The organism is Enterocloster sp. OA13 (genome assembly GCF_022440595.1).
GTDB lineage: Bacteria > Bacillota > Clostridia > Lachnospirales > Lachnospiraceae > Enterocloster > Enterocloster hominis.
In genome coordinates this window covers 3,776,040-3,796,963 of record NZ_JAKNTF010000001.1, presented here as the reverse complement: position 1 = coordinate 3,796,963, position 20,924 = coordinate 3,776,040, and the positions used below count along the sequence as shown (strand labels likewise).

At 52.0% G+C, this 20,924-nt stretch carries 14 protein-coding genes; 12 read left to right on the top strand and 2 right to left on the bottom strand.

All coding sequences use genetic code 11. The annotated features are described in order from the left end of the window. Nucleotides 1-11 precede the first annotated feature (11 nt). The 5 genes from MCJ35_RS16810 to ppdK all read left to right on the top strand — a co-directional run bounded on the left by MCJ35_RS16810 (nucleotide 12) and on the right by ppdK (nucleotide 8,781). Nucleotides 12-758: an ABC transporter ATP-binding protein gene (locus MCJ35_RS16810; RefSeq protein ID WP_025486310.1), complete on the top strand. Its 747-nt coding sequence runs from the start codon at nucleotides 12-14 to the stop codon at nucleotides 756-758. Between the two features lie 15 nt (nucleotides 759-773). Beyond that, the gene (locus MCJ35_RS16805) at nucleotides 774-2,246 is read left to right on the top strand and encodes a sulfatase family protein (protein ID WP_240299583.1); all 1,473 of its coding nucleotides are present in this window, start codon (nucleotides 774-776) and stop codon (nucleotides 2,244-2,246) included. A gap of 124 nt (nucleotides 2,247-2,370) precedes the next feature. After that, on the top strand, nucleotides 2,371-4,152 hold the full coding sequence (locus MCJ35_RS16800; protein WP_025486312.1) for a cache domain-containing sensor histidine kinase: 1,782 nt from the start codon (nucleotides 2,371-2,373) through the stop codon (nucleotides 4,150-4,152). A gap of 19 nt (nucleotides 4,153-4,171) precedes the next feature. Beyond that, nucleotides 4,172-5,695, top strand: coding sequence for a response regulator transcription factor (locus tag MCJ35_RS16795; protein WP_025486313.1), 1,524 nt, complete (start codon nucleotides 4,172-4,174; stop codon nucleotides 5,693-5,695). A 455-nt stretch (nucleotides 5,696-6,150) separates the two neighbouring features. Beyond that, nucleotides 6,151-8,781 (top strand): pyruvate, phosphate dikinase, encoded by a 2,631-nt coding sequence (gene ppdK / locus MCJ35_RS16790; RefSeq protein WP_025486314.1) that lies wholly within the window; start codon nucleotides 6,151-6,153, stop codon nucleotides 8,779-8,781. Nucleotides 8,782-9,300: 519 nt separating this feature from the next. Here ppdK and MCJ35_RS16785 read toward each other — a convergent pair. Beyond that, the gene (locus MCJ35_RS16785) at nucleotides 9,301-10,179 is read right to left on the bottom strand and encodes a helix-turn-helix transcriptional regulator (RefSeq protein WP_025486315.1); all 879 of its coding nucleotides are present in this window, start codon (nucleotides 10,177-10,179) and stop codon (nucleotides 9,301-9,303) included. Between the two features lie 147 nt (nucleotides 10,180-10,326). Between MCJ35_RS16785 and MCJ35_RS16780 the strand changes: the two genes are divergently transcribed. The 5 genes from MCJ35_RS16780 to MCJ35_RS16760 all read left to right on the top strand — a co-directional run bounded on the left by MCJ35_RS16780 (nucleotide 10,327) and on the right by MCJ35_RS16760 (nucleotide 17,975). Then, the gene (locus MCJ35_RS16780) at nucleotides 10,327-11,526 is read left to right on the top strand and encodes an MFS transporter (RefSeq protein ID WP_240299582.1); all 1,200 of its coding nucleotides are present in this window, start codon (nucleotides 10,327-10,329) and stop codon (nucleotides 11,524-11,526) included. Then, nucleotides 11,480-12,382: a PHP domain-containing protein gene (locus MCJ35_RS16775; protein WP_025486316.1), complete on the top strand. Its 903-nt coding sequence runs from the start codon at nucleotides 11,480-11,482 to the stop codon at nucleotides 12,380-12,382. The genes MCJ35_RS16780 and MCJ35_RS16775 overlap by 47 nt, the downstream gene beginning before the upstream one ends. A gap of 131 nt (nucleotides 12,383-12,513) precedes the next feature. After that, nucleotides 12,514-15,504, top strand: a complete 2,991-nt coding sequence (locus tag MCJ35_RS16770; RefSeq protein ID WP_240299581.1) for a hypothetical protein — start codon at nucleotides 12,514-12,516, stop codon at nucleotides 15,502-15,504. Between the two features lie 168 nt (nucleotides 15,505-15,672). Continuing rightward, nucleotides 15,673-17,319, top strand: coding sequence for a histidine kinase N-terminal 7TM domain-containing protein (locus MCJ35_RS16765; RefSeq protein ID WP_025486318.1), 1,647 nt, complete (start codon nucleotides 15,673-15,675; stop codon nucleotides 17,317-17,319). Between the two features lie 26 nt (nucleotides 17,320-17,345). Then, the gene (locus MCJ35_RS16760) at nucleotides 17,346-17,975 is read left to right on the top strand and encodes a response regulator (protein WP_025486319.1); all 630 of its coding nucleotides are present in this window, start codon (nucleotides 17,346-17,348) and stop codon (nucleotides 17,973-17,975) included. A gap of 54 nt (nucleotides 17,976-18,029) precedes the next feature. Here MCJ35_RS16760 and MCJ35_RS16755 read toward each other — a convergent pair whose 3' ends face one another. Next, a complete protein-coding gene (locus MCJ35_RS16755) occupies nucleotides 18,030-18,788 on the bottom strand; it encodes a GntR family transcriptional regulator (RefSeq protein ID WP_025486320.1) in 759 nt (252 codons plus the stop codon). A gap of 304 nt (nucleotides 18,789-19,092) precedes the next feature. Between MCJ35_RS16755 and udp the strand changes: the two genes are divergently transcribed. Then, nucleotides 19,093-19,872 (top strand): uridine phosphorylase, encoded by a 780-nt coding sequence (gene udp, locus MCJ35_RS16750; protein WP_025486321.1) that lies wholly within the window; start codon nucleotides 19,093-19,095, stop codon nucleotides 19,870-19,872. 79 nt (nucleotides 19,873-19,951) lie between these two features. Then, the gene (locus MCJ35_RS16745) at nucleotides 19,952-20,851 is read left to right on the top strand and encodes a DMT family transporter (RefSeq protein WP_008718413.1); all 900 of its coding nucleotides are present in this window, start codon (nucleotides 19,952-19,954) and stop codon (nucleotides 20,849-20,851) included. The last annotated feature ends 73 nt before the right edge of the window (nucleotides 20,852-20,924 follow it).

The window sequence follows — 20,924 nt, the reverse complement described above, 5'->3', positions numbered from 1 at the left end:
GGGAGCGCGTCATGAGTGAGGATAAGGTAAAGGTCAAGGTGAAGAACCTGACGAAAAAATTCGGGGACCTTCTGGTGCTGGACGACATTTCCTTTGAGGTAAAGGAAGGGGAGTTCCTCTGTATCGTGGGGCCGACGGGCTGCGGCAAGACCACATTCTTAAACAGCCTGACCAAACTGTACGATATCACGGCAGGTGAAATCCTGGTGAACGGGGAGCCTGTGGATCTGAAGAGGCACAACATCGCATATATTTTCCAGGAGTATTCCACATTTCCCTGGCTTAAGGTGGAGGAAAATGTAAAATACGGCCTTCGCATCAAGGGGCTGCCTGAGGATGAGGTGCAGAGGCGGGCCGATGAGGTGATAGCCATGGTCGGGCTGGAGGAATTCCGCGGCTATTACCCGGACCAGCTGTCAGCCAGCATGCTGCAGCGGGTGGTGATTGCAAGGGCGTTTGCAGTGCAGCCCGAGCTGCTGATCATGGATGAGCCTTACGGGCAGCTGGACATTTCCCTGCGGTTCCGCCTGGAGGATGAACTGATACGCCTTTGGCGGGAAACAGGGACCACGGTCATCTTCATCACCCACAATATAGAAGAGGCGGTCTATTTAAGCCAGCGGATCCTTGTGCTGACCAATAAGCCGACCAAAATCAAAAAAGAGATTGCCAATACCCTGCCATGGCCCCGGGATGTGACGGACAGGGATTTTGTGGAAATACGCAATCATGTGACGGAATTAATTAAATGGTGGTAAAGGAGGGAAAGGGAAATGGCGGACAGACGGCCCAATATCATCCTGTTTATGTGTGACCAGCTGCGTTTTGATGCCCTGGGCTGCTATGGGAACAACCAGATACATACGCCCCATATTGACAGCCTTGCACTGAACGGCAGCACATTTGATAATCATTTTGTCCAGAACCCGGTGTGCTCCCCCTCCAGATGCACGGTGCTCACGGGCAGGTATCCGAAAAACCACGGGACCAGGGACAACGGCATCCCCCTGAGGGATTCGGAGATTACCCTGGCTGAGACACTGAGGGACAACGGCTACCGCACGGCGGCCATCGGGAAGATGCATATCACAACCCAGTTTGTGCCCAAGGAGGATGAACAGGAGGACTGGCCTGAGGATAATTACGGGTTTGATATCATCCACACGACCTGTGACTGTAAGACAGGCGAATACCTGGACTGGCTGAAGGCGGCAAGTCCTGAGGATTATGAGGAAGTGAAAATGCAAGGGGAGCGCAAGGCAAAAGAGGACAGGGCGTCGGCTGCGGATAAGGATACCGGCGGGCCGCCCCAGGTTTATCCCAGCGGCATCAATCCATCCTATCATCAGTCCCACTGGATTGCGGACCGGATGATTGACCTGATTGAGGAATCCGGGCCGGACCAGCCGTTTTTCGCCTATTGTTCCTTTGTGGATCCCCATCATCCCTTTGACCCTCCAAAGCCTTACGGGGATATGTATGACCCGGATGCCCTTGAGGTTCCGGTACGGATGGAAGGGGAGCTTCTTGACAAACCGCCCCATTTCAGGAAGGCTTTGACCGCAAGGGGATTTTCCAATGAAAAATATGACTACCGGAAGCTGACAGACCATCAGTGGGGTCAGATAAAGGCGGCTTACTATGGCATGATAACCCTGATTGACGACAACATCGGAAGGATCCTTGATGCGCTCAGGGAGAATGGCCTGGAAAAGGATACCCTGATCCTGTTCACCAATGACCATGGGGAGCTTTTGGGGGACCACGGACTGCTGTTTAAGGGGCCGTTCCACTATGACTGTATCATCAAAGCGCCTATGATCATCAAGTGGACGGGGGTGGTTCCACAGGGATCCCGCTACAGCCAGGTCACGGAACATGTGGACATCATGCCCACCCTTTTGGAGTACGCAGGGGTGCGGCCTCCCTACGGTGTCCAGGGCTGTTCCATGGCGCCCATCCTGAGGGGGGACAAGGGGGCAGGTAAGGAATATGCCATGACGGAATTTAACTGTTATGACTGGGGGCTTAGCGTGAAGACCCTGACCGGACGCAATTACAAGCTGACCTATTATGCGGGGGAGGAATACGGGGAGCTTTATGACCGGAACCTGGACCCGGAAGAGTTTAAGAATCTGTGGGATGATGAGGCTTATGGGGCTGTAAAGGCTTATATGATGAAAAAACTCATGGACCGCATCATTGAAACAGAAGACCCGCTTCCCCTGCGGATTGGAAAATACTGACGGATTACCTCCGGCGCCTTTGTCCGCGGACTGTTCCCGGAAAAAGGCGCTGGGGTTGTTTTTGCATTTTTATATATGCTATACTAAAAGCTGATCAGAAAATCAGAAAGGGGATATGTGAGCCGTGAAAAGCAGCATCTGGTCCTGGCGGGTGGATAAGAACAGCATGAAAATACGTCTGCTTTTCACTTTGTTTGCAGCGGTGTTCATCCTGACCATCATCGTGTCGGCCATTGGTTATAAAACATTTGAACGGACCCTGGTTTCGGAGATTGGACACAACCGGGCCGATGTACTGCGCCAGGTAGGGGAGCGTGTCCGCCAGGTAAAGGAGAACGCCTATACCCTTTCCAACCTTTATTATTATGACAGCACCCTGTACGGCTATCTGGAGAGGATGGATGCAGGGGAACAGGAGGAACTGGCGCCGGAGTTTGAGGCGTACATGGAACGGCTGACCTCCCAGTACCAGAATTCTTTTTATGAGAGCGGACGGCAGTTCCAGGTGACCCTGGCCCTGGAACATGGCGGGGGATACTGTATGGTGCATACCCCGGAACACGTGGACTGCAGTTACATGAGTCCCAAGACAAAGATCTGGTATAAGAAAATGCTTTTTGCGTATGGGGATATGATTGATATCGCATGCTTTAAGGATAAGGAGAACCAGACCGATTACTTTTGTGTGGCCCGCTCCATCAATGACAAGGAAGGCAATCCCCTGGCCTACCTGATGATTAACATGGAGGAGTCCCAGATTTACGGCATGTACCAGTCGCTGACAGAGGGGAACCGGAATACGGTATATGTGGTGGATGAGGGAGGAACCATCATATCCTCAAGCAACCGCAAGCTCAATGGATTTGAGTTCTTCCATATGAAGAACCTGGAACGTCTGTTTGGCGGTGCGCCCTATATATTTACAAGGATGCAGGGGGAGAATATTCTTTTTACCCATTATTATGACCAGGCTTCCGGGTTCACGGTCCTGGAGGAGATACCGCTGTCCGTGCTGATGGAGCCTATCCGCCAGGTGCGGCTGGTAATCCTGACCATGGCCCTTCTGGCCGTGGGGGCGGCGGGGGTTTATGCATGCCATTTTGTGGATAAGACCACCCGCCCCATCTCCCAGCTGTGTGAGTTCATGCTGCAGGTGGAAGGTGAGAACCTGGATCAGGAATGCAGCGTCCACGGGTATACGGAGATTAACATATTGAGCAACCGGCTCAATGCCATGCTCAACAGGATGAGGGGTCTGATGGAGGGAATCAGGCAGAAGGAGAAGCAGAAGCGGAGGATGGAGCTGAGTTTCCTCCAGGCCCAGATCAACCCGCATTTCATGTATAATACCCTGTTTTCCATCAAGTGCATGGTGGACATGGAAAAGAATGAGGAGGCGTCCAGGATGCTGGTTTCCTTTATCCAGCTTCTGCGCAGCACCCTGTCCAACCCCAATGAGTTCGTGATGATACGGGAGGAATTCCAGGTGCTGCGCCAGTATGTGGAAATCCAGAAATTCCGATATGATGACGGTTTCCAGGTAATATTTGAATGTGATGAAGGGGTGGAGGAAAAAAAGATACCCAAGCTTCTCATCCAGCCCCTCTTGGAAAATGCCATCTTCCACGGGGTGGAATTCAAAAAAGGGGAAGGGCTGATCATCATCACGGCCAGGGCCTTGGACGGCGGCGTCGCTGTGACGGTGGAGGACAACGGCATGGGGATTGCTCCCGAAACCATTGAGAAGATCAACAGGGGGGAACGGATGGGTGAAAAGGCCCATGTGGGCATTGTGAATGTCAAGGAACGGATCCAGCTGAATTTTGGCGGGAACTATGGAATGAAGATAGAAAGTGTCCAGTGGGAGGGTACGAAAATCATCCTGAACCTCCCGGCAATTGATTAAGATATGTAAAGGAGATGCCATGATAAAGGTACTGGTTGCGGATGACGAAGTGCCAATCCGGCAGTGGCTGGAATTCTGCATTAACAAGATGGAAGGATACCAGGTTGTGGGTGCGGCTGCCAATGGGGCGGAAGGATATTCCATATTCAGGAAGACTGTGCCGGATATCATTATTACGGACATACGGATGCCTGTTATGGATGGTATGGAAATGCTTAAGCTGATACGGAGCATCAACCCGGCTGTTTATGTGGCAGTGCTCACCAGCCATGAGGATTTCGGGTACGCCAGACAGGCAATCAAGCTGGGTGCTTCTGAATACATATTAAAAACAGAGATTACGGAGGAGAGCCTGCGTCAGGCGCTGGAAAATGGAAGGAAGGCGGTCGTGGGAGAGCCGGGCGGCGGGCTGAAAAAGCATTATGAGGAGATCTCCAACCGGAACCATTATCTGCGCTCGCTGGTCTTAAGCACACACGCGGTCCAGGTAAGCGGTTCCATGCTGCAGGAATATGATGTCACGCTGGAAAAGAGGGAGTTCGCTGCGCTGGATATCATGACGGAGGAGGAAGGGCCGCTGCGGATTGATCTGCCTGGTGACGGCCCGCTGGAGCATATGATAAAAGTGCCTCTGGAGCTGAACCATACCATCCTTCTTGGGAACCTGCGGCGCAGTCCTTCTGCGTCCGGATTGCGCCGGATGGAGGACCTGCATCTTTATTGCCAGCTGATCTTAAAGCAGGTTTCCTGCCACATTGGGTGCAGCGACATATATGACGATCTGGGCAGGCTGGGGGATGCCATGAGGCAGGCCCATGACCGGGTCAAGCTATGTTTTTATCATCCAAGGGAGAAGATATTTTCCGTGCAGCCAACGGGAAGATACCGTCTGCCAGGCGGGGAAAAATACAAAATCCGGTTCAGCAAGGAACTTGTAAACCAGAATTATTCCAGGGCAGAGGAAATCAGGGACGAGATGATGGCCGAGGCGCGCTCAGAGGAGGTCACGGACATTGAATACCTGAAGAAGCTGTATTCATTTTTCCTGACCTCCCTGTACCATATAACTAAGGATGACGTGGATAAGGTGGAGGAACAGCTGTCATGCCTGAACCGTGACATGGCTGCAGCAATGTCCTTAGATGAGCTGGACGCTGTGATGGAACAGGGATTTGATTGGTGCGGCATCCATGGTGTGAGGAATGAAGCGTATTCGGCGCCCATACGGAACGCGGTCCGCTATATGGAGGAGCATTTTGCAGAATCCCTGGCCCTGCCGGACGTGGCTGCCCATGCGGGCCTAAGCTCCGAGTATCTGAGCCGCCTGTTCAAGGAGGAGACAGGGGTGAAGTTCGTGGTATACCTGAATAATCTGAAGCTGAAACATGCGCTGCACCTGCTGGAGACAACCAACCTGAAGGTATATGAGGTCGCGGAGCAGGTGGGGTATTCCAACCTGAGCTATTTTTCAACGGTGTTCAAAAAGAACTTTGGGCAGAATCCATTTGACTATAAGAATAACTGTAAAAACAGCATGGGGTAAAGCACGGACGGATGAAAGCGGCGGATGGGGACAGTGCCGGATGCAGACAATGCTTGATGGGGACAGTGCCGGATGCAGGCAATGCTTGATGAGGACAGTGCCTGATATGCAGGTGAAAACTTGTAAGCGCTTACATAAAACAGATGGGAATGCGGATATGAAAAACAGGCAGCATATCAGGCCGGATGTATAAAAATGCGTACATCCCCGGATGCATATTCGTATATGCGAATCAATAACGGATATGTGAAAATGACAGAAAATGAAAGTACTTACACCGTTTTTTACTTGAAATTTAACAAATTTTCGCGGAAAAACTCTTTACTCAAGAAATGTTTGTGATATAATGGACGAGGTGGACGGACAAGAGAGAAGCATTTGTTCCGCCCGGAAAGAATAAGGCAGATATAAGAGTAGAAAGCCAGTCTACAAGAACATGAGGAGGAAATTAACTTATGGCAAAATGGGTTTATAAGTTCCATGAAGGCAGCGCAGCAATGAGAAACCTTCTTGGCGGCAAGGGCTGCAACTTAGCAGAGATGACCAACCTGGGAATGCCTATTCCACAGGGATTTACAGTTACTACAGAGGCTTGTACCGAGTACTATAACTGCGGCAAGCAGATTTCCGATGAAATCCAGGAGCAGATTTTTGAGGCAATTACATGGATGGAAGGTATTAACGGCAAGAAGTTCGGTGATACAGAAGATCCGTTGCTGGTTTCCGTACGTTCCGGCGCACGTGCATCCATGCCAGGCATGATGGACACCATCCTGAACCTGGGATTAAATGACGTTGCAGTTGAGGGCTTTGCCAAGAAGACAGGCAATCCAAGATTTGCCTATGATTCCTACCGCAGGTTCATCCAGATGTATTCCGACGTTGTCATGGAAGTTCCCAAGTCCTATTTTGAGAAGATTATCGATGAGATGAAAGAAGCAAAGGGCGTACATTTTGATACAGACCTGACAGCCGATGATTTAAAAGAGCTGGCAGAGAAGTTCAAGGCTGTTTACAAGGAAGCCATGAACGGCGAGGAGTTCCCACAGGATCCAAAGGAACAGCTTATGGGCGCTGTTAAGGCTGTATTCCGTTCATGGGACAACCCACGTGCAATCGTATACCGCCGTATGAATGATATCCCTGGCGACTGGGGTACTGCTGTTAACGTCCAGACCATGGTATTCGGTAACAAGGGCGAGACATCCGGCACAGGCGTTGCATTTACACGTAACCCATCCACAGGTGAGAAGGGTATCTACGGTGAGTACCTGATTAATGCACAGGGCGAGGACGTTGTTGCAGGTGTACGTACACCTCAGCCAATCTCCAAGCTGGCAGAAGACCTTCCGGAGTGCTATGAGGAATTCATGAACCTGGCCATGAAGCTGGAGAATCATTTCCGCGACATGCAGGACATGGAGTTCACCATTGAGGAAGGCAAACTGTATTTCTTACAGACACGTAACGGCAAGAGGACTGCCCCGGCAGCCATCCAGATTGCCTGCGATTTAGTAGACGAGGGAATGATTACTCCTGAAGAGGCAGTATGCAGGATTGAAGCCAAGTCCTTAGACCAGTTACTGCATCCTACTTTTGTACCGGAAGCATTGAAGGCCGGCGAAGTAATCGGAAGCGCACTTCCCGCATCTCCTGGCGCTGCAGCCGGTAAGGTATACTTTACTGCTGATGAAGCCAAGGACGCCGGCAAGGGCGGCAGAGGCGAGAGGGTCATCCTGGTGCGTCTGGAGACATCCCCTGAGGATATCGAAGGCATGCACGCTGCACAGGGTATCCTGACTGTCCGCGGCGGTATGACCAGCCATGCAGCAGTAGTTGCACGTGGCATGGGAACCTGCTGTGTATCCGGCTGCGGTGAAATCAAGATTAATGAAGAAGCTAAGGTATTTGAACTTGGCGGACATACATTCCATGAGGGAGATTACATTTCCCTGGATGGTTCTACCGGAAAGATTTACAAGGGCGACATCGCTACACAGGAAGCAACTGTAAGCGGCAACTTCGAGCGTATCATGGAGTGGGCTGACCAGTTCAGGACCCTGAGCGTGCGCACCAATGCAGATACTCCTGCAGATACACTGAACGCTGTTAAGCTTGGCGCTGAGGGCATCGGCCTTTGCCGTACCGAGCATATGTTCTTTGACGCGGAGAGGATTCCTAAGATCCGCAAGATGATCCTGTCTGAGACAGTTGAGCAGAGGGAAGAAGCATTAAATGAACTGATTCCTTTCCAGAAGGGTGACTTCAAGGCCATGTTCAAGGCCCTGGAAGGCAGACCTATGACCGTGCGTTACCTGGATCCGCCTCTGCATGAGTTCGTTCCTACGGACCCGGAGGATATCAAGGCCCTGGCTGACGATATGGGAATGACGGTAGAGGAAGTAAATGCCAAGTGTGCAGAGCTTCATGAGTTCAACCCAATGATGGGTCACCGCGGATGCCGTCTGGCTGTTACTTATCCTGAGATTGCCAAGATGCAGACAAGGGCTGTCATGGAGGCTGCCATCGAGGTTAAGGAAGAGTGCGGATATGATATTGTTCCGGAAATCATGATTCCTCTTGTCGGCGAGAAGAAAGAGCTTAAGTTTGTTAAGGACATCGTAGTTGAGATTGCTGAGCTGGTTAAGAAGGAAAAGAATTCCGATATCCAGTATCACATCGGCACCATGATTGAGATTCCAAGAGCAGCCCTGACCGCTGATAAGGTGGCTGAAGAGGCAGAGTTCTTCTCATTCGGAACCAATGACCTGACACAGATGACCTTCGGCTTCTCACGTGATGACGCGGGCAAGTTCTTAGATTCCTACTACAAGGCTAAGATTTACGAGTCTGACCCATTTGCAAGACTGGATCAGGAAGGTGTTGGCCAGCTGGTCAAGATGGCTGTTGAGAAGGGACGCGCTGCAAGACCGAACCTTAAGTGCGGTATCTGCGGCGAGCACGGCGGAGATCCGTCATCCGTAGAGTTCTGCCATAAGATTGGACTGAACTACGTATCCTGCTCACCGTTCCGTGTTCCGATTGCACGTCTGGCAGCAGCTCAGGCGGCTCTGAATAATAAGTAACATTGCGGTTTATACAGAAACTACGGACTGATTTTGCAGACTGTGTTTGATATAATATAGGCAGGCAAAAGAGAGTAGTTCTATATATAAGCACAAAGCGAAAACCCCAGGAGTACCAGTCCTGGGGTTTTCATTAGGCTAATTGTCGCCGTTATCTCCTATCTAGCCATTCGCAAATGAAGTAAGCATCCCTTTCCTGCTGCCAGTATAGGGTGCGACAACACACATAGTATATCATATTTGATAGGGTTAGACCATGGTGTTTAGTAGAGTGGAAAGATATAAAAATATAGGAGGTTAGATTGCTCTGCAAAGGCATCCACCACCCAGGCAGCTCTGAATCATAAGTAAGCAATCGACAAAGGGCATTTGCTTGATTTATCGCAATCCCTGATTCAGGTGAGGATTTGACTGAGGAGATATGATCCGGCATGACCGGAGTTTAACTGACTTTGCCTGATGAAATGCAGTGGTTCCGGCTGATTCTACGCCGGAACCTTTTGCATTGCAGGCAGGGGCTTACCTGCCATGATCCCTCCTGTATTCCCTGGGGGTACATTTGTAAAAACGTTTAAACATCTGGGAGAAATTGCTGGAACTGTTAAATCCGCACATGGCTGCTATTTCGGAGACACTGCTGCCGGGATCCTGAAGAAGCATGGCTGCGCCCTGGGTGGTCCTGTATTTTAACAGATACTGCATGGGGGAATTCTGGATACTGCGTTTAAAGCAGCGCAGACATTCCCGTTCACCGATGTCTGCTGACCGCGCAATCTGTGTCAGATCCAGATTCTCATGGTAGTTGTCATGAATGAACTCCAGCATGATCTGGATGCGCCTGCTGTCCGGATCCAGCCCTGTTTCACCCGAGTCAATCTCATGGGCATAGCGTTCATGAAGGGAAAGGCAGATCAGGGACAGATTTTCCCTGACAATGAATTCATATCCCGTGCGCTCCTCCTTCAATGCCCGGAACGCCCTGTTAAATGCATCCGCCAGGCTTAAGGGACAACCGTCAAATGTGCTGCAATGGATCAGCGGCGTCATATATCTGACTGCAAAGACAGAGTCCTTGTTGCCGGTTATCAAAACAGGATGGAAGACCAGGGAATGCAGGTCGCAGAAGTTTTCCGCTGCTGCAAAATGAGGGAGGTTGGAATTGATGACAAATCCCTCCCCCTGCCCTACATGAAAGGTCTTTCCGGGAATCTGAAGCTTTAAGCCGCCGGTTTCCACATACACGATTTCCAGCTCTTCATGCCAGTGCCAGGGGATGACATCCTCTGGCCTGTCCGTATAGACGGCAGAATAACCTGCACAGGGGAATTTTGCCGTCCCATGGGGCTGAAGCTCCTTGCCTATGCGGTTCAGGTTGAGGGCACATTTCTGTAATCCCATGGTCACACCTCCGTTTGGTCGCTTTTCTTATATTATAAGTCGAGATTTGAATTGAATCAAGGAAAGAAAGACGGTATCCTTTTACTGAAAGCCTCCTTCTAAGAAGACGGCGGTTTTCAATAAAAGGTTATGATTCAGGAGGACACAATGTTTCAGTTGTTATTAGTAATTATTTATCTGGCTTTTATCAGCCTTGGGCTTCCGGATGCGCTGCTGGGTTCCGCCTGGCCGTCCATGTACAGGGAATTGGACGCAGCGGTATCCTATGCAGGAATCATCAGTATGATTATTGCAGGCGGTACCATCATATCCAGTATCCTGAGCGACCGGCTGATAAGAAGGATAGGGACCGGGGCGGTTACCGCGCTGAGCGTGGCCATGACAGCGGCTGCCCTGTTCGGTTTTTCATCCTCCCGTACCTTCCTTCAGCTCTGTATCTGGGGAATTCCCTATGGATTAGGGGCAGGCAGTGTGGACGCCGCGTTAAATAACTTTGTGGCCCTGCACTATAAATCACGGCATATGAGCTGGCTGCACTGCTTCTGGGGCATCGGGGCAACCGCAGGCCCCTATATCATGGGATTGTGTCTTGCCAGAGGGCTGAGATGGGATTCAGGCTATATGTCAGTGGGAATCATACAGGTTGTGCTGGTGGCGGTCCTTGTCCTGTCCCTGCCTCTGTGGAAATCGAAAAAAGCCTCCAGTGCAGAAAACGCAGACGCAGGAGAAAAGATAGGAATAGGAGAGGCATTGAGGCTTCCGGGGGCAAAGGCGGTTCTGGCATCATTTTTCTGTTACTGTTCCCTTGAGGCCACGGCAGGTCTATGGGCCAGCAGTTACATGGTCCTTCACAAAGGGATACCGGCTGGGACGGCAGCAAAATGGGCCTCCCTTTTTTATCTGGGGATTACGGCAGGGCGTCTGGTATGCGGATTTGTTACAGACCGTATGGGGGACAGGAAAATGGTGCGGTGCGGTCAGGCGGCGGCATGCACGGGGGCTGTCCTGATGCTGGCGGCTTTTGGGGATGGGGCTGTGCTGGCAGGCCTTGTCATGATAGGAATTGGCTGCGCGCCTATTTATCCCAGCCTGCTTCATGAGACACCGGATAATTTCGGCACAAAGTACTCGCAGTCCATGATGGGGATGCAGATGGCCTGCGCGTATATGGGAAGCACGTTCATGCCGCCATTGTTCGGCTTGCTGGGAGAGCGTATCAGTATTGGACTGTATCCGCTATGCCTGCTGGTGTTTGGCGGTTTCATGATCATAATGACGGAAAGGGTGGGAAAAATCCATGTTGGGAAAATCAATCGATTTACACATGCACAGCTATTACAGCGATGACGGGGAGTTTACACCGGAAGAACTGGTGAGGAAATGCAGTGACAGCGGCATAAAGGTCATGGCCATAGCGGACCATAACTCGGTGCGGGCCAATGCCCGGGGAGAGCTTGAAGCCGCAAAGGCAGGCATCACCTATATTCCGGCAATCGAAATTGACTGCACGTTCCGTGGGGTAAACCTGCACGTGCTGGGATATGGAATAGAATATGAGAGCCAGGATTTTGCTGAAATAGAGGATAATATAGCTGCCCAGGGGGCCGTTGCATCGCGGCAGATGCTTCAGGCCACAAGGAAGATGGGATTTCAGGTTTCGGAACAGGAGATGGAGGAACTGGCAAAGAACAATTTTAATAAGGACATATGGACCGGGGAAATGTTCGCCGAAGTACTGTTGGATAAACCTGAATACGCAGACCATCCCATGCTGCGGCCTTACCGTCCGGGCGGGGAGCGGGCCGATAATCCCTATGTGAATTTTTACTGGGATTACTATTCACAGGGAAAATGCTGCTATGTGGAGATGGAATATCCGGATTTAGAGCAGGTGGTTGATATTATCCACAAAAATAAAGGATGTGCGGTACTGGCCCATCCCGGCGTTAACTTAAAGGGCCGCAGCGGGTTGCTGGAGCCGATCATTGAAACGGGACTGTTCGGGATAGAGGCCTTCAGCAGTTACCATTCGCCGGAGCAGGCAGCCTTTTATTATGACGCAGCCAGGAGGAACGGGCTGATATTTACATGCGGAAGCGACTACCATGGAAAGACAAAACCATCCATCTGCCTGGGCGGATATGTAAGCCTGGTGCCGGATGAGGAGATATTAGGGCAGCTGGGCAGGCTTATGGGGTGCTGATATAGGAATTTCAGTGACAAATGTCATTCTGATAATGACGCCAGACATCTGGGAAGTGCTGGGATATTTATCTATAATAAAATCATGAAGAGGAAGTATCTGATGAAAGGGGAATGGATATGGAGATAATCATGATTTTATTAATATGGCTGGTGGCTCCTTTTGCAGAAGCCGGTGTCATAATCGGACTCGCCGTCACCAACGGGCGTCATAAGAAGAGGATACAGGAACTGACCTGCCAGCTGGAGCGCCAAAGGCTGTACGGTTTTGAGAGGAAGAGGACCATGGAAGGGGAAATGCCCCCTAATCTGTTGGAACCTGAGTCCCCCAATCCGCCGGAACCTGGGTCCCCCAATCCGCCGGAACCTGAGTCCCCCAATCCACCGGAACCTGAAATACCGTCAGATGAATGGCTGGTGCCGGGATATGATGGAAGGCGGGCCGTGAAAGAGGCTGAGGAAAAGCCTGGGCAAGGGTATGTGGAAGGGCCTGTGGAAGAGACTATAGAAGGGCTTATGGAAGAGACTATGGAAGGTACTGTGTCATCTGCCATGAAAGTAACGGAGGTGCCTGCGGGGATAGCGGCGGCAGTCATGGACCCCACATCTTCCAACACAAGGCCGGATTCCCCCGCCAGGACCCGCAAAGCGGACTCCCACTTCTATCAGGGAACCGCGGCCCTGATTATCGGCGTTGTATTTGTGGTTCTGGCAGGGCTGATATTTGCCACCACGGCATGGCATGTCCTTCCAAGTTACTGCAAAGTGATCATGGTATTGGGGTTCTCGGGCCTGTTCTTTGGTTCCAGCCTGCTGGCTGGGAAAATCCTTAAGATTCAGAGGACCAGCCAGGCATTTTACATCCTTGGAAGCATATTTCTTTTCCTGACCGTCCTGGCTGCCGGATATTTCGGCCTCATAGGGCCGGAGTTCATCCTTAAGGGGCAGAACCGTTACCGGGTACTCTGGGTTGGCAGTATGGTGACGGAGATTGCCATGCTTGCAGGAACCAGGAAGTTCCGCGACAGGCTTTATACCCAGTCCTGTTTCTGGGGGATGACGGTCAGCATGACCTTCCTTATGGGGGCCTTGGGCCTGGGGTACGCGGGCTGCCTTAACGTGATGGTATACTATTCCTTCCTGCTGCTTTTGTGGGACGAGGGAATCAGAAGAAGACAGGATGGGGCCGCGGCAAGGCTTTCCGATAAATATTTACTTCCGGAATTCATGGAAGCCGGATTCAGTTTCTTTGTAAACCTTCATTTCTGGATATTCAGCGGCCTTATGGCATTAGCGGCAATAACCGGATGGATGACTGGCATAACCGGTTTTTCTTTATTGGGAATCGTCCGGATAACACCATGGAGCACCCTGGCATTGGGGCTGACAACAGCAGGGATATCACTGAAAGCCCTGAGGGACAGGCGTATGGAGATGCGCGTCCTTCACAGCGTTTCCATGGCGGCATTTTTCCAGTATGCAGGTCTCTGCTTCCCCTTTGAGTCCGTATATCAGATATTTGCAGGGGCGGTCCTGACTGGCGGATGGTTCCTGGCTGAGCGGAAAAAGGGAAGCCCTCTTTGCAGCCAGGCGGGCGGCTGTGTCTTGACAGCAGTCCTTGCCATTGATACGCTGATGCTTCTGGCTGAATCCCTGTACTGGCATGACCTGGGAACCCAGGCAGCGGTATCTGCCGCGGTCCTGCTTCTGGCAGCCGTCACGGCATGGTGGGGCAGACAGTATCCAGTCCTGCGCGAAATCATTCCGGTCATCCTCTATGCACTTACCATGACGGCGGGAAGGGCTTTGGCACAGATTCCGGGATTTGAACCGCGATATGATGTGATTGTATTTGCATACATCCTGATCATGGCTGTGTGGGATGTGCTCAGACGCGACAGGTTCGGGGAGGCCATCCTGGTAATAGGGACGGCCGCACAGATCCTTTTTCAGATAAATGGACAAAAGCCCCTTCCGTTCTTCATCCTGTTGGCCGTATATCTATTAATCTGGTCCTTTAGAAAGGATGGGAAACTGCAGGGATGGTATGTTAAGGGGAGCTGTCTGTATTCCCTGGCAGGCGTCTATATCCTTGCCAGCAGCCATACCGATAACGGGGTGGCGGTCATGATGTGGGTAACCTTTGCATATGGGGCCGAATACGCCGTCATGTGCTGCCGGGACCGCAGCCAGGCCGGGACATGGTTCTGGGATGGGACCGGACTGGCCGTGTTCCTCTGTACGATGGCCGCATTTTATTGGAATCCCGGGCTTTCTGCCTGGAACCTGGTTCCCTGTCTGGCATCCTTTGCAGTATTCTATGTCATGTTTTACAGGGGAGGGAATATGTGGCTTCACCTGGCGGCGGCCATCGCCGTACTGCCGCTTCCTCTGGCAGCAGCCTTAAGGTACGGATGGACAGGGAACCAGGCCTGCGGTTTTACAGGGGCAGCGGTCCTTATATCGGGTATCCTGTTCCGGTATTACAGGCCAATCCTCAGACAGCGGGAAAATGTCCCGGCTGCATGGGATGTGGACTGGTTCCATATCCTGGTCATCCTGCCCCTGGTTTCCCTGGCCCTTGATGCAGGACGGGGCTGGAGATGTGCCTACACGGTTCTGGCAGCGCTTTATGTACTTCAGTATACAGCGGTGAAGCCATTGAGGAAAGGTTCGCTTACCATTGCATCTGCCCTGGCAGTCCTTGCCTTCTGGATACAGCCGTATATCCAGTGGCCCGACCTTATCCGGCTGGAGGTACAGCTGGCGCCGGCGGCGTTGTTTAGCTGGTCCCTGGCCCGTATATGGAAGGACGAGGCGTGCATTCCCTGGTTTCAGACAGCCATCTGCTGCCTGTGCCTGGGGGCCATGATACTGGACGCGTTTTATACGGGAAATGTAGGCGATGCACTGATCCTGGAAGCGGTGTGCCTGGTAATCTTCCTGTGGGCGCATGTAAGGAAATGTGTAAGATGGTTCCGTATTTCCGGCATCATCATTGTCACGGTAGCGCTGTATATGACCAAGGGATTCTGGCTCAGCCTGTCCTGGTGGGTATATCTTCTGGCAGCCGGTCTGGGGCTTATCATCTTCGCGGCATCCACGGAACTGAAAAAGCACTGAAAAAGCACTGGATAAGCATTCAGACACACCCTGGCGCCAGTATTGTTTTGACACATTGTTACATAAAGGCTATAATCAAGGGGACAGGTTTTTCTGTCCCCTGATGTGTTTTCAGGAGAAAGAAAAAGGAAAAACGGAAAGCAATAAGCTCTCCGGGGAGGTTCTGTTATGTTGGATATCCTGCTGAAAATTGCATATCTTTCGGCCATCATCCTGTCATTCTGCACGTCCGGATGGCTGCTGATAAAAGCAGATAAGAATAAGACCACCGGCGCCCTGGCCATCTGCCAGTTCCTTATCATAATATGGTGTATACCACAGCTGTTCACGTCCCTGTCCGTAACCAGAGGGATAAAATACCTGACCTATGTGATTTCCTATGTGGGAATCAGTTTTATCGGGCCTGCGTGGCTGGTGTTTGCCTTCCTTTACAGCAAAAGGAGGCTGGGCCGTCTGGCGGTGGCCGTGCTGTTTGGCATTGGGGCGCTGAACTATTCCTTCCTGCTGACCAATGAATACCACCATCTGTTTTATACAAGCTTTGAGGTGGGGCAGGTGGTTTACGGGCCTGTCTTTTATGTCCACATGATTTATACCTATGCCTGTGTGCTGGCGGGGATGGCGGTGGTGCTGACGGCATTCAGGAAAAATGCCGTTGCCCTGTCCCATATTGCGGTCATTCTTTTATCAGCCGCAGTGCCCCTTGGGTTTAACCTGCTCTATATGACGGGCCTGGTAAAATCCGGGTTCGATCTGACGCCGCCCGCATTTGCCCTGTCCAGCATCCTGATGCTGCTGGCCGTGTTCCGGTATGATTTCCTGGATGTGAATACCATGGCATTTGACCGGATGTTTGATTCCATTGCAGAGGGGGTGGTGGTGTACAACCGGAGGGAAAAGGTTACATACTGCAATGGGGCAGCCATGGGCTGGTTCGGACTGAAGGCCGGGGACGGCATGGATGCGCTTTGGGGGATATTGAGGGAAAATGGAATCAGCCCGGAGGAAACAGGGGAGGGACAGGAACGGGTCATGACGCTGGGGGATGGTCCGTCCGGCCGGAAGCTGGAGGTGAAGCGTTATGCCTACAGGGACAGGAAGGGGAAAAGCATTGCCGGGGCAGTGATGTTTACTGATGTGGGTAAATATTACCAGCTTCTGGAGCAGGAGCAGGAACTGGCTGTGTCCAACCAGAAGCTGGCCATTGAACAGGAGCGCAACCGCATAGCCCAGGAGGTCCATGATACAACGGGCCATACCCTTACCATGATAAATTCCCTGCTGAAGCTGATACGCATTGAATATGAAAATGGCGGAAAGGCAGCCGGGACGGATGAAAGCGGAATCCCGGAGTACCTGAGACAGGCCCAGGAGCTGGCGGGCAACGGCATCCGGGAACTGCGCTGTTCCATCAACAATCTCAGGCAGTCCTCGTCCTATGGCCTGATAACCCAGGGCGTGTACCAGCTGGCCCAAAGCGTGAAGGAGTTTGAGGTGGAGGTGGAGATACAGGGGGAGGACAGGGAGGCATATTCCCACCTTTCCCCGGTTGTATATGAATGTCTGCGTGAAGCCGTCACCAACTGCCTCAAGTATGCCCATGCCACCCACATGGACGTAATCCTTAAATTTGGCAGCGGCTGCCTGAACCTGTATATTTTTGACAATGGGACAGGATGCGGGGAGATACAGGAAGGCAATGGGATGCGCGGTATCCGCCAGAGGATAAAAGCGGCTGGGGGGACTGTCCGGATTATATCCGGCAATGGGGAAGGATTCCAGATTTACATCCGGCTGCCGCTTGGCGCGGCATGAATACAAGGGAATAAGGGGGATACGGTATGATAAAAGCAGTGATTGCTGATGATATCCAGATATTGAGGCAGGGGCTTAAAGCCATCCTGGAGCAGGATGATGGGATAGAGGTGGCAGGGCTGGCAGCGGATGGCAGGGAGGCGTGGCAGCTGTGCAGGAAGCTTAAGCCGGACGTGGTGCTGATGGACATGCGCATGCCCCAGTATGACGGGAGCTATGGGATTAGCAGGATTAAGGCGGATTTCCCGGACATACGGGTGCTGGTGCTTACCACCTTTGACGACAGGGAAACCGTGGACGCCGCCGTGCAGGGCGGGGCGGACGGATATATCCTTAAGGAGATGGAGGATGACAAGGTCATACAGTCCGTGAAGGCTGTATGCGCGGGAATCCGCGTGTTCGGCGGAAGCGTGTTTGAGGGCATGCGCCGTCAGATGGCATTGCCAGGGGCCAAAGCTGACCTGGACTTAACGCCCAGGGAGATGGATATCATGCGCCTGGTTGCCCAGGGCATGGATAACAGGGAGATAGCGGCAGGGCTGTTCCTGGCAGAGGGGACCGTGCGCAACAATATATCCCGTCTCCTGGAGAAGCTGAAGCTGAAGGACAGGACCCAGCTGGCTGTATTTGCAGTGAAGAATAACCTGGATGTATGATGTCCCCGGTGTACAGGAGAATCCGTGTCCCCTGCACACCGGGGCAGTCTGTTTTCATTCACCGTCCGGGCCGTGTCCGGCACCGCTGTTAATCTGCATCTTAAACAGTTCCACCGGGATATAGTGCTTACTGGATACCAGGACCCGGTGGTTTCTGTCGTACAGGGTTTCCTGTATCAGGATAAAGGAAGGGTGCTGGGACAGCAGGTATTTGGTGGCGGTAAAATTACCTGTGGTGGTATAGGAAAACTGGCAGGTACTGTGGCTGGCATCCTGGTAGGAGTCATGTTCCAGATACTGGAATAAATCCTCCTTGCCGTTTAACTCAATCTGTTTTTCAGAAATCACCTCAACCGGCACAAAGCTCAGGCTGTAAGCGCAGGCTTTTCCTGCCTGCTTGTACCAGCGGTCGGCAATCACGACCACGGGAGTCCTGCGTTTCAGGCACTGGATGATTGGTTCCGTGGGCGGCTCGATGCGGAATTCCAGTTCCGTTTCGCTGATTGTACCGGCCAATGCCCCAAGGACCGGATGCTGGATGGTTTCCATGCCGGGAAGGGCCGCATCCGGGTCTGTCTCATTGATAAAATTCCCTTTTCCCCTTATATTGATGACCAGATCGTCTTCCTGAAGAAGGGCCAGGGCCCTGCGCAGGGTCATGCGGCTCACATCCATCTGCTGTGCCAGTTCCGGTTCAGAGGGAAGCTGGCTGCCCGGGGGATAGACCCCGTCCTGTATCATGGAATACAGACGGTTATATACTTTTACATGCTTTAATTTCTTTACCTTCCCACTTACCTCATCCTGTTCCATGGGGCTGTCATCTCCTGTCTGCCTGTCTAATAAAGTATACAGGTTCTTATCAAACATCATAAGTCCATAACGTTTTTTTGTCAATAAAATAGACATGTCTAGTTGTATAAAAGTAAAACCATGAATGATAACAAGGTAAAATCCAAATATAACCGCGAGATACTTGTGAAAATGTACAAAAACCGTCTGGAATGATTGTATAAAATCCCAACTATAAAATAGACAAGTAAAATGATATTATACATATACAAGTTGAAAAGACAGGCTGGAATGAAAAGTAAAGGGAAAGAGAGGAAGGAATATCATGCAGAATTATTCAGGTGAAGAGGGTTTACAGTATCATTTACAGATCAGGAAAGGGGATGTGGGCAAGTATGTGATCATGCCCGGGGATCCCAAGCGCTGTGCCAGGATAGCCAGCCACTTTGACGATGCCAGGCTGGTTGCCGACAGCAGGGAGTACATTACATACACCGGATATCTGGACGGTGAGATGGTGAGCGTGACCTCCACCGGAATCGGCGGCCCGTCTGCCTCCATTGCCATGGAAGAACTGGTGCTTTGCGGCGCCCATACATTCATCCGGGTGGGGACCTGCGGCGGAATGGAGATGGATGTAAAGGGCGGTGATATTGTGGTTGCCACGGGAGCCATCCGCATGGAAGGCACCAGCAGGGAATATGCGCCCATCGAGTTCCCGGCGGTTGCGGACCTGGAAGTGACCAATGCCCTGGTTTCTGCGGCAAAAGCCCTGGGATATACCTATCATGCGGGCGTGGTACAGTGCAAGGATGCATTTTACGGGCAGCATGAGCCCCAGCGCATGCCTGTAGGTTATGAACTGCTGAACAAATGGGAGGCATGGAAGCGCCTGGGGTGTAAGGCTTCGGAGATGGAATCCGCGGCCCTGTTCGTTGCTGCCAGCCATCTGAGGGTGCGCTGCGGTTCTGATTTCCTGGTGGTGGGTAACCAGGAGCGCCAGGCTGCCGGGCTGGATAACCCCATTGTCCATGATACGGAGGCAGCCATCAAGGTGGCCGTTGAGGCGGTCCGCAGGCTGATCCGGGCGGATAAAGAGGCATAGGATAAGACAGGGTCTGGACGCGGCCTGGTTCCTGTGGTAGAATAACGTGGATAAACCAGCAAAGGCAAAGGTACCCAAGATGAAATTCTTAGAAAAACATCCGTTAATCATGATTGTAATTGGAATAGCCGGTATCTCATTATCGGCTATTTTTGTTAAATATTCCCAGGCCCCCTCCGTGGTAACGGCCTTTTACCGCCTGATGTGGACCGTGGTCCTGATGACGCCGGTTGTCTTTGGACGGGGGGAGTCCAGGCGCGAACTCATGGGGACGGACAGGAAGTCCGTGCTTTTGTGCGCCTTAAGCGGACTGTTCCTGGCCATGCATTTTACCACGTGGTTTGAGTCCCTGAACAAGACCTCCGTGGCCAGTTCCACTGCCATTGTGTGCACCGAGGTCATCTGGGTGGCAATCGGTTACTGCCTGTTCCTGAAGGGAAGGATTTCCCTGGCAGCGGCAGGAAGCATCTTTGTCACGGTGGGAGGAAGCCTGCTGATTGCCTTTTCCGATTACTCGGCGGGCGGGAATCATCTGCTGGGCGACATGCTGGCCCTGGCCGCGGCTGTGTTCTGCGCCGTGTACACCTTGATTGGACGGCAGGCAAGGGGGCATATGTCGACTACCGTATACACCTATATCGTCTATGTGTTCTGCGCCCTGGCATTGGGGATTGCCACGGCTGCCAGCGGGCTTGCATTTACCGGCTACGGGGCGCGGTCCGTGATCGTGGGACTGCTTCTCAGTGTCTGCTCCACCCTTCTGGGCCATAGTATATTCAGCTGGTGCCTGAAGTTCCTGTCCCCGTCCTTTGTGTCAGCCTCCAAGCTGTGCGAACCGGCGGTGGCGGCCGTGATTGCCCTGTTCGTGTTTGGGGAGGTCCCGGCCCCCCTCCAGATAGCAGGGGGAGCGGTTACCATTGGGGGCGTATTGCTCTATTCCCATGTGGAAAAGAAAGAAAATATGGAAAAACAATCATAATAGTTAGAAAAATAAGCGGAAAAATGTGGTAATAATCTGGAAAAAAATATATAATAGTGATAATACATGACAA

Coding starts and splice junctions, on each gene's coding strand:
- MCJ35_RS16810 (WP_025486310.1), top strand. CDS start 12: ATGAGTGAGGATAAGGTAAAGGTCAAGGTGAAGAACCTGACGAAAAAA.
- MCJ35_RS16805 (WP_240299583.1), top strand. CDS start 774: ATGGCGGACAGACGGCCCAATATCATCCTGTTTATGTGTGACCAGCTG.
- MCJ35_RS16795 (WP_025486313.1), top strand. CDS start 4,172: ATGATAAAGGTACTGGTTGCGGATGACGAAGTGCCAATCCGGCAGTGG.
- ppdK (WP_025486314.1), top strand. CDS start 6,151: ATGGCAAAATGGGTTTATAAGTTCCATGAAGGCAGCGCAGCAATGAGA.
- MCJ35_RS16785 (WP_025486315.1), bottom strand. CDS start 10,179: ATGGGATTACAGAAATGTGCCCTCAACCTGAACCGCATAGGCAAGGAG.
- MCJ35_RS16780 (WP_240299582.1), top strand. CDS start 10,327: ATGTTTCAGTTGTTATTAGTAATTATTTATCTGGCTTTTATCAGCCTT.
- MCJ35_RS16770 (WP_240299581.1), top strand. CDS start 12,514: ATGATTTTATTAATATGGCTGGTGGCTCCTTTTGCAGAAGCCGGTGTC.
- MCJ35_RS16765 (WP_025486318.1), top strand. CDS start 15,673: ATGTTGGATATCCTGCTGAAAATTGCATATCTTTCGGCCATCATCCTG.
- MCJ35_RS16760 (WP_025486319.1), top strand. CDS start 17,346: ATGATAAAAGCAGTGATTGCTGATGATATCCAGATATTGAGGCAGGGG.
- MCJ35_RS16755 (WP_025486320.1), bottom strand. CDS start 18,788: ATGGAACAGGATGAGGTAAGTGGGAAGGTAAAGAAATTAAAGCATGTA.
- udp (WP_025486321.1), top strand. CDS start 19,093: ATGCAGAATTATTCAGGTGAAGAGGGTTTACAGTATCATTTACAGATC.
- MCJ35_RS16745 (WP_008718413.1), top strand. CDS start 19,952: ATGAAATTCTTAGAAAAACATCCGTTAATCATGATTGTAATTGGAATA.